Origin of the sequence: Zeimonas arvi (assembly GCF_008039575.1) — a bacterium.
Taxonomy (GTDB): Bacteria; Pseudomonadota; Gammaproteobacteria; order Burkholderiales; family Burkholderiaceae_E; genus Zeimonas; species Zeimonas arvi.
This window is the reverse complement of the sequence record NZ_VDUY01000004.1, coordinates 339,264-353,155: the sequence shown is the minus strand read 5'-3', so window position 1 is coordinate 353,155 and position 13,892 is coordinate 339,264. Positions and strand designations below refer to the sequence as shown.

Annotated in this window: 20 protein-coding genes; 2 read left to right on the top strand and 18 right to left on the bottom strand. The window is 70.0% G+C overall.

Annotated elements, in window-relative coordinates; all coding sequences use genetic code 11:
* The first annotated feature begins 130 nt into the window (after positions 1–130).
* Positions 131–565: a large conductance mechanosensitive channel protein MscL gene (gene mscL / locus FHP08_RS12025; protein WP_147704693.1), complete on the top strand. Its 435-nt coding sequence runs from the start codon at positions 131–133 to the stop codon at positions 563–565.
* Between the two features lie 38 nt (positions 566–603).
* Here the strand turns inward: mscL and FHP08_RS12020 are convergent, their stop codons facing one another.
* The gene (locus tag FHP08_RS12020) at positions 604–1,395 is read right to left on the bottom strand and encodes a Nif3-like dinuclear metal center hexameric protein (RefSeq protein ID WP_147704692.1); all 792 of its coding nucleotides are present in this window, start codon (positions 1,393–1,395) and stop codon (positions 604–606) included.
* Here FHP08_RS12020 and FHP08_RS12015 point away from each other — a divergent pair.
* On the top strand, positions 1,394–2,593 hold the full coding sequence (locus FHP08_RS12015) for a Do family serine endopeptidase (protein ID WP_147704691.1): 1,200 nt from the start codon (positions 1,394–1,396) through the stop codon (positions 2,591–2,593). The two genes, FHP08_RS12020 and FHP08_RS12015, sit on opposite strands and share 2 nt — an antisense overlap.
* 64 nt (positions 2,594–2,657) lie before the next feature.
* Here FHP08_RS12015 and tatC read toward each other — a convergent pair whose 3' ends face one another.
* The 17 genes from tatC to FHP08_RS11930 all read right to left on the bottom strand — a co-directional run bounded on the left by tatC (position 2,658) and on the right by FHP08_RS11930 (position 13,890).
* A complete protein-coding gene (gene tatC, locus FHP08_RS12010; RefSeq protein ID WP_147704690.1) occupies positions 2,658–3,449 on the bottom strand; it encodes a twin-arginine translocase subunit TatC in 792 nt (263 codons plus the stop codon).
* The gene (tatB, locus tag FHP08_RS12005) at positions 3,446–3,886 is read right to left on the bottom strand and encodes a Sec-independent protein translocase protein TatB (protein WP_147704689.1); all 441 of its coding nucleotides are present in this window, start codon (positions 3,884–3,886) and stop codon (positions 3,446–3,448) included. Before tatB ends, tatC begins: the two co-directional genes overlap by 4 nt.
* 104 nt (positions 3,887–3,990) lie before the next feature.
* Entirely contained in the window at positions 3,991–4,206 is a 216-nt protein-coding gene (tatA, locus tag FHP08_RS12000) for a Sec-independent protein translocase subunit TatA (RefSeq protein ID WP_147704688.1), read from the bottom strand.
* 40 nt (positions 4,207–4,246) lie between these two features.
* The gene (locus FHP08_RS11995) at positions 4,247–4,594 is read right to left on the bottom strand and encodes a histidine triad nucleotide-binding protein (protein WP_147704687.1); all 348 of its coding nucleotides are present in this window, start codon (positions 4,592–4,594) and stop codon (positions 4,247–4,249) included.
* On the bottom strand, positions 4,591–4,980 hold the full coding sequence (locus FHP08_RS11990) for a phosphoribosyl-ATP diphosphatase (protein WP_147704686.1): 390 nt from the start codon (positions 4,978–4,980) through the stop codon (positions 4,591–4,593). The genes FHP08_RS11995 and FHP08_RS11990 overlap by 4 nt, the downstream gene beginning before the upstream one ends.
* On the bottom strand, positions 4,977–5,357 hold the full coding sequence (gene hisI / locus FHP08_RS11985) for a phosphoribosyl-AMP cyclohydrolase (protein WP_147704685.1): 381 nt from the start codon (positions 5,355–5,357) through the stop codon (positions 4,977–4,979). The genes FHP08_RS11990 and hisI overlap by 4 nt, the downstream gene beginning before the upstream one ends.
* 31 nt (positions 5,358–5,388) lie before the next feature.
* Positions 5,389–6,150 (bottom strand): imidazole glycerol phosphate synthase subunit HisF, encoded by a 762-nt coding sequence (gene hisF / locus FHP08_RS11980; protein WP_147704684.1) that lies wholly within the window; start codon positions 6,148–6,150, stop codon positions 5,389–5,391.
* Positions 6,151–6,152: 2 nt separating this feature from the next.
* Positions 6,153–6,923, bottom strand: coding sequence for a 1-(5-phosphoribosyl)-5-[(5-phosphoribosylamino)methylideneamino]imidazole-4-carboxamide isomerase (gene hisA, locus FHP08_RS11975; protein WP_147704683.1), 771 nt, complete (start codon positions 6,921–6,923; stop codon positions 6,153–6,155).
* 97 nt (positions 6,924–7,020) lie between these two features.
* Complete coding sequence (hisH, locus tag FHP08_RS11970; RefSeq protein ID WP_147704682.1) at positions 7,021–7,656, bottom strand: imidazole glycerol phosphate synthase subunit HisH; 636 nt, start codon at positions 7,654–7,656, stop codon at positions 7,021–7,023.
* 13 nt (positions 7,657–7,669) lie between these two features.
* Entirely contained in the window at positions 7,670–8,257 is a 588-nt protein-coding gene (gene hisB, locus FHP08_RS11965) for an imidazoleglycerol-phosphate dehydratase HisB (protein WP_147704681.1), read from the bottom strand.
* Between the two features lie 58 nt (positions 8,258–8,315).
* On the bottom strand, positions 8,316–9,629 hold the full coding sequence (gene hisD, locus FHP08_RS11960; protein WP_147704680.1) for a histidinol dehydrogenase: 1,314 nt from the start codon (positions 9,627–9,629) through the stop codon (positions 8,316–8,318).
* A complete protein-coding gene (gene hisG, locus FHP08_RS11955) occupies positions 9,626–10,303 on the bottom strand; it encodes an ATP phosphoribosyltransferase (protein ID WP_147704679.1) in 678 nt (225 codons plus the stop codon). Before hisG ends, hisD begins: the two co-directional genes overlap by 4 nt.
* 34 nt (positions 10,304–10,337) lie before the next feature.
* On the bottom strand, positions 10,338–11,588 hold the full coding sequence (murA, locus tag FHP08_RS11950) for a UDP-N-acetylglucosamine 1-carboxyvinyltransferase (RefSeq protein ID WP_147704678.1): 1,251 nt from the start codon (positions 11,586–11,588) through the stop codon (positions 10,338–10,340).
* A gap of 2 nt (positions 11,589–11,590) precedes the next feature.
* A complete protein-coding gene (locus tag FHP08_RS11945; RefSeq protein WP_147704677.1) occupies positions 11,591–11,830 on the bottom strand; it encodes a BolA family protein in 240 nt (79 codons plus the stop codon).
* A gap of 20 nt (positions 11,831–11,850) precedes the next feature.
* Positions 11,851–12,627 carry an ABC transporter permease gene (locus FHP08_RS11940; protein WP_147704676.1) on the bottom strand — a complete coding sequence of 259 codons (777 nt, stop codon included), beginning with the start codon at positions 12,625–12,627 and terminating at the stop codon, positions 11,851–11,853.
* A gap of 13 nt (positions 12,628–12,640) precedes the next feature.
* Entirely contained in the window at positions 12,641–13,582 is a 942-nt protein-coding gene (locus FHP08_RS11935; RefSeq protein WP_147704675.1) for an ABC transporter ATP-binding protein, read from the bottom strand.
* Entirely contained in the window at positions 13,579–13,890 is a 312-nt protein-coding gene (locus tag FHP08_RS11930; RefSeq protein WP_147704674.1) for an STAS domain-containing protein, read from the bottom strand. The genes FHP08_RS11935 and FHP08_RS11930 overlap by 4 nt, the downstream gene beginning before the upstream one ends.
* Positions 13,891–13,892: the final 2 nt, after the last annotated feature.

The following is a 13,892-nucleotide window of genomic DNA, read 5'->3' as shown; positions in this document are numbered from 1 at the left end:
CCGGGCGGCGGCATCCGCGCAACGCCGCAGCCTGCCGGGCCTGCCGGAAACGAGACCACCGATGGCCGGCGCCACGGGGCCGATGCTATCGTGGAATCCCCGACCACTCTGCGAAAAGGGATCGACAAAAATGAGCATGATGCAGGAGTTCAAGGAATTTGCCCTCAAGGGCAACGTGATGGATCTTGCGGTCGGCGTGATCATCGGCGCCGCCTTCGGCAAGATCGTCGATTCGCTGGTCGGCGACGTGATCATGCCGGTGATCGCGGCGCTGCTCGGCGGCAGGATCGACTTCAGCAGCATGCTCGTTCCGCTGGGGGAGGTCCCGGCCGGCACGGCAATGACCCTGGATGCCCTCAAGAAGGCCGGCGTGCCGGTGTTCGCCTACGGCAGCTTCATCACGATCGTCATCAACTTCATCCTGCTGGCCTTCGTGATCTTCATGCTGGTCAAGGCCCTGAACGTCTGGCGCCGGCAGCCCGACGCGGCGCCGCCGCCGCCGCCGGAGCCGAGTGCCGAGGAGAAGCTGCTGGGCGAGATCCGCGACCTGCTGAAGGCCCGCTGATCCCGCGCCCGTTCACGCTGCGCGCGCAGCGTGAACGGTCAGGCGGGATTGTCGTCGTCCACGAAGCGGTGGACGATGCCGAAGCGCCTGGCCGCGTGCTCGCCCAGGGCCTGCACGCCGAAGCGCTCGGTCGCGTGGTGGCCGGCGGCGAGATAGACCACGCCGGATTCGCGCGCCAGGTGGGTGGTCCGCTCGGAGATCTCGCCGCTCACGAAGGCATCCGCCCCCGCGTCGATCGCCTGCTGCAGCATGTCCTGGGCCGCGCCGGTGCACCAGGCGATGCGCCGGATCGGTCGCTCGAGCGCGCCGACCGCCAGCGGCACCCGGCCCAGGCGCCGGCGCAGGCCGGCCGCAAGGCGCTTCGCGCTGGCGGCCGCGGGCAGGTCGTGCAGGCAGACCAGCCCGTGCTCGCCCACCCGCGCGTCGACCCGCCAGCCCATCCGCAGCGCGAGCTGCACGTTGTTGCCCAGTTCGGGATGCACGTCGAGCGGCAGGTGGTAGCCGAACAGGTGCACGCCCGACTGCAGCGCGAGCCGCGCCCGTTCGCGGCGCACGCCGACGAGCCGCGGGTCCTCGCCGCGCCAGAACCACCCGTGATGGACCAGGACCGCGTCGGCGCGCAGGGCCGCGGCCGCCCGCAGCAGCGCGGCGCTCGCGGTGACGCCGGACACCAGCGTGCGCACCGGCCTCTCGCCTTCCACCTGCAGGCCGTTTGGGCAATAATCGGCGAATCCGCTCGCGCCGAGCGTGGCTTCGAAAAAGCCCGACAACTCGGCCGCCGAAACCGCGGCGCCCCCTCCGACTCGTTCCCCGACTTTTTCCCGTTTCATGCTCAAGAAGCTCTGGCTGGTCTTTGCGCAGGCCGTCACGGTCGTGCTGGCGCTGGTGTTCACGTTCGCGACGCTGCGGCCCGAATGGCTGCCGGCGCGGCTCTCGTCCGCACCGTCGGGCACGCCGCAAGTCGCGCAGGCGCCCGAGCCGCCGCGAGCCGCCCCGGCCGATCGGCCCCGGGCCGAGCGCGACCGGGCGATTCTGTCATACAGCGAGGCGGCCGGCCGGGCCACGCCGGCCGTGGTCAACATCTTCACGACCAAGACCTCCCGCGCACAGCAGGACCACCCGCTGCTCGGCGACCCGCTCTTCCGCCGCTTCTTCGGCGACCAGTTCGACCAGCGCCAGCAGACCAGCAGCCTCGGCTCGGGGGTCATCGCCACGCCGGACGGCTACGTGCTCACCAACGAGCACGTCATCGACGCGGCCGACGAGATCGAGGTCCTGCTCGCCAACGGCACGCGCGCCAGCGCGAAGCTGGTCGGGGCCGACCCCGAGACGGACCTCGCGGTGCTGCGCATCGACATGAAGGACCTGCCGGCCATCGAGTTCGGCAACGCCGATTCGGCGAAGATCGGCGACGTGGTGCTGGCCATCGGCAACCCTTTCGGCGTGGGCCAGACCGTGACCATGGGCATCATCAGCGCGCTCGGCCGCACCCAGCTGGGCATCAACACCTTCGAGAACTTCATCCAGACCGACGCGGCCATCAACCCGGGCAATTCGGGCGGGGCCCTGGTCGACAGCGACGGCCGCCTGCTCGGCATCAACACCGCCATCTACTCGCGCACCGGCGGCTCGCTGGGCATCGGCTTCGCGATCCCCGTCAGCACGGTCAGGCAGGTCATGGACCAGATCGTGGCCACCGGCTCGGTCACCCGCGGCTACATCGGGGTGGAGCCGCAAGACCTGACCCCGGAGCTGGCCGAGGCCTTCCGCCTGCCGCGCCGCGAGGGCGCGATCATCGCCGGCGTCATGCGCAGCGGGCCGGCAGACCGCGCGGGCGTTCGGGTGGGCGACATCCTGGTCGACGTGAACGGCAAGCCGGTATCGGACACCGCCTCGATGCTGAACCTGATCGCGCAGCTCGCGCCGGGATCCACGGTTCAGTTCCGCTTCCTGCGCGACGGCAGGCAGGTCGAGATCCCGATCAAGATCGGCAAGCGGCCCAAGCCGGGCCAGCGCCTGCGCGAGTGAGGCAGGCCAGAGGCGGCGCGCGCCAGGCGCGTGCGGCGGCTCCGGATCGCCGCCGCCCCCGGGTTCAGGGCTTTTCGGGGGTGGTCGGCGCGCCCGCCGATGCCTCGTCGTCTTCCTCGGGCTCGGCCTCGGGGTTGCGGCTGCGCGCCTTCAGGAAACCGGCCAGCCAGATCCCCAGCTCGTAGAGCAGGATCAGCGGCACCGCCAGCATGAACTGGCTGATCACGTCGGGCGGGGTCAGCACCGCGGCCACGACGAAGGCACCCACGATCACGTAGCGGCGCGCCTCGCGCAGCTGCTTCGGGGTGACCATGCCCAGCTTGACCAGCAGCATCTCGATCACCGGCACCTCGAAGGTGAGCCCGAAGCCGAAGAAGATCGCCAGGGTGAAGTCCCAGTACTTCTGCAGGTCCTGCATCACGTCGGCGCCGGTCTGCGACGCGAACGAGAAGAAGAACTTGTAGGCGGTGGGGAGCACGAACACGTAGGCGAAGCCGATGCCGACCAGCAGGAAGAACACGCTGGAAACGATCAGCGGCAGCGCGAACTTGCGCTCGTGCTCGTAGAGGCCGGGGGCCACGAAGGCCCAGGCCTGGTAGAGGATCCAGGGCAAGGAGGCGAGCACCCCGGTGAGGAAGGCCACCTTGGTCAGCGTGAAGAAGGCGCCCGCCTGGTCGATGAAGATCGGCCTCGTTCCCTCGGGCAGCGCCTGGTACAGCGGCTGCGAGAGGAACTTCATGATCTCGCCCGAGAAATAGAAGGCGACGCCGAACATCACCATCACGACGACCAGCGCCCGGATGACCCGGTTGCGCAGTTCGACGAGGTGGGAGACGAAACTTTCTTCCTGGCTCATGGGCGGCGCTTGGGACGCTTGATGCCGAGCGACTTCTCACGCTCGACCCTGCGCTCCTGGATCCGGTCGCGGGTGCGGCGAACAGCGTAGATCTTGTCCCAGTCGGTCTGGGGCTGTCCGCCGGAGGTGGACTCGCCCGAGGCGGGGCCCTCGAAGCTGGCGGCGATCGAATCGAGCTCGGACTTCGTCTCGTCGACCGTGGACTTGAACGAGCTTTCGACGTTGCGCGCGGCGTCGGTCACTTCCTTCTGCAGATTGCGCAGCTCCTCGAGCTCCATCTGCCGGTTGATGTCGGACTTGACGTCGGCCACGTAGCGCTGGAGCTTGCCCATCCACTGCCCCGCCTGCTTGGCGACACGCGGCAGCCGTTCCGGCCCGAGCACGACGAGCGCGATCAGGCCGATGACGAACAGCTCGGAGAATCCGAAGTCGAACATGTCTGTCGGTCAGCGGTCCGGCCAGGCGGACGGATGTCCCATAAACGACGCGAGCGGCCGGAGATGGCCGCTCGCAGAGGGAAGCCCGCGACAGCCCGGGGGGCTCAGGTCTTCTCCCGGGTCTCGACGTCGATGGTGCGGCCGCTGTCCTTGGACTCGGTTTCGGCGGAGGCCTTTTCGGTGCCTTCCTTGACGCCTTCCTTGAAGCCGCGCACCGCGCCGCCGAGGTCCGATCCGATGTTGCGCAGCTTCTTCGTGCCGAACACCAGCATGATGATCACCAGCACGATGAGCCAATGCCAAATGCTCAACGATCCCATTGAATGACTCCTTGTTGCGGCTGTGCCGATCGACGGCGGTTCATGCCCGGCCCAGGGGCTCGGGCCCGCCCAGCACATGGACATGAAGATGATACACCTCCTGCCTGCCCACCCTGCCATTGTTGATGACGACCCGGAAACCGTCGCCGGCCCCCTCGCGCCGCGCCAGCTCGCCCGCCATGCCGAGCATTCGCCCCAGCACCCGCTCGTGTTCCGGGCCCGTGTCGTAGAGATTGTCGACGTGGACCTTGGGAATGAGAAGGAAGTGCACCGGAGCGTGCGGGTTGATGTCGTGGAACGCGAGGATGTCTTCGTCCTCGTGGACCTTGCGTGCGGGAATCTCGCCGCGGACGATCCGGCAGAAGATGCAGTCGTGCTTCGTGCTCATTCCTTTCCTTCCTCGCTGGCTGGCTCCCGCCCGGTCGCGACCCCGCGCGACGCCTTTTCCTCCAGGCCCGAGAGCCCCTCTCGGCGCGCGAGTTCCTCGAGCACGCGCTCGGGACGGATACCATGGAACTCGAGCATGACGAGGCAGTGAAACCAGAGATCGGCCGTCTCGGAAACGATCCGCTCGGCCACGCCGTCCTTGGCTGCCATCACGGTCTCGGTGGCCTCTTCGCCGATCTTCTTGAGGATCGCGTCGTTGCCCTTCGAGAACAGGCGGGCCACGTAGGACCGGCCGGGGTCGCCGCCGCGGCGCGAGGCCAGCACCTCGGCCAGCCGCGACAGGACGGCCTCGGCGGATTGCCCCGCCGGCCTGGACGATTCGCTCATCGGTAGATCGCCTCCGGATCCTTCAGCACGGGGTCAACCTCGCGCCATTCGCCGTCTTCCAGGCGCCGGAAGAAGCAGGAGTGACGACCGGTGTGGCAGGCGATGCCGCCCAGTTGCTCGACCTCGAGCAGGACCACGTCGGCGTCGCAATCGAGCCGGAGCTCGCGGACGGTCTGCACGTGGCCCGACTCCTCGCCCTTGCGCCAGAGCCGTTGGCGCGAGCGCGACCAGTACACCGCGCGGCCGGTGGCGGCGGTCTCGGCCAGCGCCTCGCGGTTCATCCACGCGACCATCAGGATGCGGCCGGTGCCGGCCTCCTGGGCGATCGCCGGGACCAGGCCGTCGGCGTCGAAGCGGACATCGTCGAGCCAGCTCATGTCGCCCAGACCCGCATTGTCACGCCGCCCCTCAGTCGAGCCGAACGGGAATGCCCCGCTCCGCCATGTAGCGCTTGGCCTGCTGCACCGTGTACTCGCCGAAGTGGAAGATGCTGGCGGCAAGCACCGCATCGGCCCTGCCTTCGGTGACGCCATCGGCCAGGTGCTGCAGGTTCCCGACTCCGCCCGAGGCGATGACCGGGATGCCGACCGCGTCGGCCACCGCGCGGGTGAGCGGCAGGTCGAAGCCCTGCTTCGTGCCGTCGCGGTCCATGCTGGTGAGCAGGATCTCGCCGGCGCCCAGCGCCTCGGCCCGGCGCGCCCATTCGATCGCATCCAGCCCGGTGGGCCGGCGCCCGCCGTGGGTGAAGACCTCCCAGCGCCCCGGCGCGACCGCCTTGGCGTCGATCGCCACCACGATGCACTGCGCGCCGTAGCGGGCGCTCGCCTCGGCGACCAGCTCCGGGCGCACGATCGCCGCGGTGTTGATCGAGATCTTGTCGGCGCCGGCGTTCAGCAGCCGGCGCACGTCGGCGACCTCGCGCACCCCGCCGCCCACCGTGAGCGGGATGAAGACCTGCTCGGCCACCGCCTCGATCACGTGCAGGATCAGGTCGCGGTCGTCGCTCGACGCGGTGATGTCGAGGAAGGTGAGCTCGTCGGCGCCCTGTTCGTCGTAACGGCGGGCGATCTCGACCGGGTCGCCGGCGTCGCGCAGCTCGACGAAGTTCACGCCCTTGACCACGCGGCCCGCGGTTACGTCCAGGCAGGGGATGATGCGCTTGGTGAGCATCGTCAGGCGCCGGCCGGCTCGCCCGCCGGGCCGGTGCCGCCCAGCTCGTCGGCGCGGGCCTGGGCCTCGCGGAAGTCGAGCCTGCCCTCGTAGAGCGCGCGGCCCAGGATGGCGCCCTCGACGCCTTCGCTCTCGACGGCGCACAGCGCGTCGACGTCGGCGATGCTGGCCACGCCGCCCGACGCGTACACCGGCACCCGCAGCGCGCGGGCCAGCCGCACGGTGGCCTCGATGTTCACGCCGCTCAGCATGCCGTCCCGGCCGATGTCGGTGTAGATGACCGCCTCGACGCCGTAGTCCTCGAACTTCTTCGCCAGGTCGACCACGTCGTGGCCGGTCAGCTTGCTCCAGCCGTCGGTGGCGACCTTGCCGTCCTTCGCGTCCAGGCCCACGATGATGTGGCCCGGGAAGGCGGTGCAGGCGTCCTGAAGCAGCCCGGGATTCTTGACCGCGGCGGTGCCGATGATCACGTAGGAGATGCCGTTGTCGAGGTAGCGCTCGATGGTGTCGAGGTCGCGGATGCCGCCGCCGAGCTGCACCGGGATCTCGTCGCCGACCGCCTCGACGATCGCGCGGATCGCGGGCTCGTTCTTGGGCTTGCCGGCCACCGCGCCGTTCAGGTCGACCAGGTGCAGGCGGCGCGCGCCCTGTTCGAGCCACCTGGCTGCCATGGCGGCGGGGTCGTCGGAAAACACGGTGACATCGTCCATGTCACCTTGTTTGAGCCGCACGCAGCGGCCGTCCTTCAGGTCGATGGCGGGTATGAGCAGCATCGGGTTTCGGGGTACGGGTTCGGAGGAAGGCGGGCGCTGCGCGCCGCCGTGGACCGGAAGCCGTCGGGGTCGGAGGACCCAGCGCGGCTGGCCGGCCTCAGGGATTCCAGTGGACGAAATTTTCGTAAAGCTTCAGGCCGTTGGCCGCGCTTTTCTCGGGATGGAACTGCGTGGCGAAAATGTTATCCCGCGCTACCGCGCAGGTAAAGCGCACGCCGTAATCGCTTTCGCCGGCCGCCAGCAGCGGATCGGCCGGCCTCGCATGATAGCTGTGCACGAAGTAGAAATAGCCGCCGTCGGGCACGTCCCGCCAGATCGGGTGCGGGCGCACCTGCCTGACGCGGTTCCAGCCGATGTGCGGCACCTTCAGCCGGGCGCCGTCCGCCGCCGTCATGTCGCGCGGGAAGCGGATGACCTCGCCCGGCATCAGCCCCAGTCCGGGCGTGTCGCCCTCGGCGCTGTGATCGAACAGCATCTGCTCGCCCACGCACACGCCGAACAGCGGCCGGGAAGCCGCCGCCCGGCACACCGCCTCGCGCAGGCCGGCCGCGTCGAGCTGGCGCATGCAGTCGGGCATCGCGCCCTGGCCGGGGAAGACCACGCGATCGGCCGAATCGACCTCGGCGGCGGAGCCTGCCACGATGACCCGGGCCTTGGGCGCCACGTGCTCCAGCGCCTTGGCGACCGAGCGCAGGTTGCCCATTCCGAAATCGACGACCGCGATGACAGTCATTGCGAAGCCGGCCTCAGAGCATTTCCTTGGTGGACGGCAGGCGGCCGCCGGCGCGCTCGTCGCGCTCCACCGCCATGCGCAGCGCCCGCGCGAAGGCCTTGAAGACGGTCTCGCACTGGTGATGGGCATTGTCGCCCTTCAGGTTGTCGACGTGCAGCGTGACCTGGGCGTGGTTGACGAAGCCCTGGAAGAACTCGCGGGCCAGGTCCACGTCGAACTGGCCGATCATCGCCCGGGTGAAGGGGACGTTCCAGTGCAGGCCCGGACGGCCGGACAGGTCGACCACGACCCGCGACAGCGCCTCGTCGAGCGGCACGTAGGCGTGCCCGTAGCGGCGGATGCCCTTCTTGTCGCCGATGGCCTTCGCGAAGGCCTGGCCCAGCGTGATGCCGGTGTCCTCGACCGTGTGGTGCGCGTCGATGTGCAGGTCGCCGTCGGCTTCGATCTCGAGGTCGATCAGGCCGTGCCGGGCGATCTGGTCGAGCATGTGGTCGAGGAAGGGCACGCCGGTGGCCAGCTTCTGCCGGCCGGTGCCATCGAGGCCGATCGAGGCCCGGATCCGGGTCTCGGCGGTGTTGCGGGTGATTTCGGCGCTGCGCATCGGGATCGAGGCCTGCGAGGGCCTGGTGAGCGAATCAAACGAGCATTCTACCGGGCGCTCAGCCGCCGGACTCCAGCCGGAACTCGGCGCTGCGGGCGTGCGCCTGCAGGCCTTCGCCATGGGCGAGCGCCGAAGCGATCCGGCCGAGCGTCTGCGCGCCGGCCGCCGAGACCTCGATCAGGCTGGTGCGCTTCTGGAAATCGTAGACGCCCAGCGGCGACGAGAAGCGCGCGGTGCGCATCGTGGGCAGCACGTGGTTCGGCCCCGCGCAGTAGTCGCCCAGCGACTCCGACGCATAGCGCCCCATGAAGATCGCGCCGGCGTGCCGGATCCGGTCGGCCCAGCGCTGCGGATCGTCGGTGGAGATCTCGAGGTGCTCGGGCGCGATCCGGTTGGCGATCTCGCAGGCCTCCTCGAGGTCGCGCACCTTCACCAGCGCCCCGCGGTCGGCGAGCGACTTCTCGATGACCGCCGCCCGCGGCATCGCGGGCAGCAGCCGCTCGATCGACTGCGCGACCCGCTCGATGAAGCCGGCGTCGGGCGTGAGCAGGATGGCCTGCGCCATCTCGTCGTGCTCGGCCTGCGAGAACAGGTCCATGGCGATCCAGTCGGGATCGGTCCTGCCGTCGCAGATGATCAGGATCTCCGAGGGCCCCGCGATCATGTCGATGCCCACGGTGCCGAACACCCTGCGCTTGGCCTCGGCCACGTAGGCGTTGCCCGGGCCCACGATCTTGTCGACCTGCGGGATCGTGGCGGTGCCGTAGGCGAGCGCGCCGACCGCCTGGGCGCCGCCGATCGCGAACACCCGGTCCACGCCGGCGATCCGGGCCGCCGCCAGCACCAGCGGATTGCGCGCGCCGTCGGGCGTGGGCACGACCATGATCAGCTCGCCGACCCCGGCCACCTTGGCCGGGATGGCGTTCATCAGCACCGAGGACGGATAGGCTGCCTTGCCGCCCGGCACGTAGAGCCCGGCGCGATCCAGCGGCAGCACCGCCTGCCCGAGGCGGGTGCCGTCGTCTTCGGTGAAGGACCAGGACGCGGCGCGCTGGTGCTCGTGGTAGGCGCGCACCCGGGCGGCAGCCGCCTCGAGCGCCGCGCGGATGCCCGGCTCGAGGCCGTCGAGCGCGGCCTGCAGCTCGCCCTGGCCGATCTCGAGCTCGGCCATCGAGGCGGCGTCGAGCCGGTCGAAGCGGCGGGTGTATTCGAGGATCGCCTCGTCGCCCCGGCGGCGCACGTCGGCCAGGATGCCGGCCACTGCCCGCTCGATCGCCTCGTCCTGCGAGGCCTCCCAGGCGAGCAGCGCATCGAGCTCGCGGCCGAAGCCCGCAGCCGTGCTGTCGAGCCGCCGGATGGATGCCGAATTCATTGACCTGCCCCCTGGAGCGCCGGCGTCACCGCGCCCTCGCCCGCGACCGCCGCCGAAAGCGCGGCAATCAGCGGCTCTAGCTGCCCGGCGCGGGTCTTCAGCGAAGCCTGGTTCACGATCAGGCGCGCCGAGATGTCCATGATCTTCTCGACCTCGACCAGGTTGTTCGCGCGCAGCGTGCTGCCGGTGCTGACCAGGTCGACGATGGCGTCGGCCAGGCCCACCAGCGGAGCCAGTTCCATGGAGCCATACAGCTTGACCAGGTCCACGTGCACGCCCTTGGCCGCGAAGTGCTGGCGCGCGCAGCCCACGTACTTGCTCGCAACGCGCAGCCGCGAACCGCGCCGGACCGCGCGCGCATAGTCGAACCCCGCCGGCGCCGCCACGCTCAAGCGGCAGCGCGCGATGCCCAGGTCGATCGGCTGGTACAGGCCCTCGCCGCCGTGCTCGAGCAGCACGTCGCGGCCGGCCACGCCGATGTCGGCCGCGCCGTACTGCACGTAGGTCGGCACGTCGCTGGCGCGCACGATGATCAGCCGCAGCCCCGGATCGCCGGTGGGCAGGATCAGCTTGCGCGACTCGATGATCGCCGGGTCGACCGCGATGCCGGCCGCCGCGAGCAGTGGCAGCGTCTCGTCGAAGATGCGTCCCTTGGACAATGCCAGCGTGATCAAGGCAGGTCTCCGTTGCGGGCCCGGGCGGCGCGCCTCATTTCACTCGCTCGATCCGGGCGCCGAGCCCGACGAGCTTGTCTTCCATCCGCTCGTAGCCGCGATCGAGGTGGTAGATCCGGTCGACGACGGTCTCGCCCTCGGCGACCAGGCCCGCGATCACCAGCCCGGCCGAGGCGCGCAGGTCGGTGGCCATGACCCCCGCGCCGGACAGGCCGGCCACTCCGCGCACGATCGCGGTGTTGCCCTCGATGGCGATGTCGGCGCCGAGCCGCTGCAGCTCGAGCACGTGCATGAAGCGGTTCTCGAAGATGGTCTCGGTGATCACGCCGGTGCCCTCGGCCACGCAGTCGACCGCCATGAACTGCGCCTGCATGTCGGTGGCGAAGCCGGGGTAAGGCGCGGTGCGCAGGTTCACCGCCTGCGGGCGGCGCGACATGCGCAGCCGGATCGTGTCGGCGCCGCACTCGATCTGCGCGCCCATCTCCCTGAGCTTCTCCAGCGTCGCGTCCATCGTGGCCGGCTCCGCGCCGGTCAGCACGATCTCGCCGCGGGTCGCAGCGGCAGCGCACAGGAAGGTGCCTGCCTCGATCCGGTCGGCCATCACGCGGTGGCTGCCGCCGTGCAGCCGGTCCACGCCCCGGATCACGATGCGGTCGGTGCCGGCGCCCTCGATCCGCGCGCCCATGGCCACCAGCGCAGCGGCCAGGTCCACGACCTCGGGCTCGCGGGCCGCGTTCTCGATGACCGTCTCGCCGTCGGCGAGCGTGGCCGCCATCATCAGGTTCTCGGTGCCGGTGACCGTGACCATGTCGGTGACGATCCGCGCGCCCTTCAGGCGCGTGGCGCGCGCGACCACGTCACCATGCTCGATCGCGATCTGCGCGCCCATCGCCTGCAGGCCCTTGATGTGCTGGTCGACCGGCCGCTGGCCGATCGCGCAGCCGCCCGGCAGGGCCACACGGGCCTCGCCGAAACGGGTCAGCAGCGGGCCGAGCACGAGGATCGATGCGCGCATCGTGCGCACCAGCTCGTAGCGAGCCTCGGGCGTGACCACCGGCGAGGCGTCGATCGAGACCCGGTCGCCGTTGCGCTCGCAGCGCGCGCCCATCTGGCCGAGCAGCTTCAGCGTGGTGGCCACGTCGTGCAGGCGCGGCACGTTGCCGATCTCGAGCGTGTCGGCCGCCAGCAAGGCTGCGCACAGGATGGGCAGCGCGGCGTTCTTGGCGCCGGACACCGGCGCCTCGCCGCGCAGCGGCTGGCCGCCTGTGATGCGGAGGCGGTCCATGCTCAGTCGCCCCGCGCGTACTCGTCGGGCGTCAGGGTCTTCATCGACAGCGCGTGGACTTCCTCGCGCATGCGCTCGCCGAGCACGCGGTAGACCAGCTGGTGGCGCTGCACCGGGCGCTTGCCCTCGAACAGCGGCGAAACGATCAGCGCCTCGAAGTGGCGGCCATCGCCGCTGACTTCGAGGCGGTCGCATTCGAGTCCGGCGGCGATCCAGCCGCGCAGGTCGTCGGGAGTCGGCATGTCGGGTATCCGTGAAAGCTTCAGTGCCGCAGCTTGTAGCCCGAGCGCAGCATCTGCAGCGCCAGCGCCGACACGGCGGCGAGCGTGACGGCGACGATCGCGAGGCTCACCGCGGGCGGCACGTCGGACACGCCGAAGAAGCCGTAGCGAAAGCCGTCGACCATGTAGAAGAACGGGTTCAGGTGGGAGACCGTCTGCCAGAAGCCCGGCAGCGACTTCACCGAGTAGAAGACGCCGGCCAGGAAGGTGAGCGGCATCACGATGAAGTTCTGGAACGCGGCGATCTGGTCGAACTTGTCGGCCCAGATCCCACCGATCAGCCCCATTGTACCGAGGATCGCGCTGCCCAGCAGCGCGAACAGCAGGATCCAGCCCGGCGCATGGTAGTTCAGCTCGACGAACCAGGCGGTGATCGCGAACACCCCCAGCCCCACGACCATGCCGCGCACCATGGCCGCCAGCACGTAGGCGCCGAAGATCTCGAGGTGCGAGAGCGGCGGCAGCAGCACGAAGACGATGTTGCCGGTGATCTTGCTCTGGATCAGCGACGACGAGGTGTTCGCGAAGGAGTTCTGCAGCACCGACATCATGACCAGGCCGGGGATCAGGAACGAGGTGTAGCCGACGTTGTCGAAGACCTGGACCCGGTCCTCGAGCACGTGGCCGAAGATCAGCAGGTACAGCATCGAGGTCATGACCGGCGAGGCGATCGTCTGGAAGCCGACCTTGGCGAAGCGCAGCAGCTCCTTGCGGAACAGCGTGGCGAAGCCGGCCGGGGAGAAGCGATCCGTGGACATCGGGCGCGGGCCTTCAGCGGTTGTCTTTCATGATCTGGACGAACACGTCTTCCAGGTCGGCGTGCTGCAGTTCCATCTCGTCGATGCGGCAGCCGCCTTCGCGCAGCACGGCCAGGATGCCCTCGATCCCGGCGTAGTCGTCGACGCGCAGCGCGACCTTCCGCGACAGGCCGGCCGGCGCGTCGGACGCACCGGAGGCCTGGCCGCCCTCGTCGAGGCGCAGGGGCGCGAGCGCCTCCGGCAGCGGCGCGCCCGTCAGCGTGAGCTGCAGCCTGCCGCCCGCGAACCGGCGCAGCAGCGCGCTGGTGTCGTCGAGCGCCACCACCTGCCCCTGCTTGAGCATCGCGATCCGGCCGCACAGCTCCTGCGCTTCCTCGAGATAGTGCGTGGTCAGCACGATCGTGTGCCCGTCGCGGTTCAGCCGGCGGATGAACTGCCACAGCGTCTGGCGCAGCTCCACGTCGACGCCCGCGGTCGGCTCGTCGAGCACGATCACCGGTGGCCGGTGAACCAGCGCCTGCGCCACCAGGACCCGCCGCTTCATGCCGCCCGACAGCGCGCGCATGTTCGCGTCGGCCTTGGCGCTCAGGTCGAGGTGGGCGAGGATCTCGTCGATCCAGTCGTCGTTGCGGCGGATGCCGTAGTAGCCCGAGGTGATCCGCAGCGTCTCGCGGACCGTGAAGAAGGGATCGAAGACCAGTTCCTGGGGCACCACCCCCAGGGCGCGGCGGGCGGCGCGATAGTCCGAGGACACCTCGTGCCCCATGACCCGCACCTCGCCGGAATCGGGCCGGCTGAGGCCGGCCACGATCGAGATCAGCGTGGTCTTGCCGGCGCCGTTGGGCCCGAGCAGCCCGAAGAACTCGCCTTCGCGGATCGACAGCGAGACGCCGCGCAAGGCCTCGAAGCTGCCGTATCGCTTGACGACCGTGGCGATCTCGATCGCCGCGCTCATGCGCCGGCTCCGGCGGTCGACGCGCCCGCGCCGCCGACTGCCCGAGCCGCCGGGCCGAAGAGCAGCGCGCCGACGCCGTACAACCCGGCGAGCTTCAGCAGCTTCTCGCCGGCGCCTTCGAAACGCGCCGACGCGCCGGCTGCCTGGGCGCCGCGCGCCAGCTCGAGCAGCAGCGCGACCAGCGACGAATCGAAATGATCGCAGGCGGACAGGTCGTAGACCCGTTCGGGCCCGTTCTGCGCCGCGGCGGCCGCGGCCAGGACCTGGTTGGCGACCGCGTGGTCGACCTCGGCCGGGAATCGGTACATCG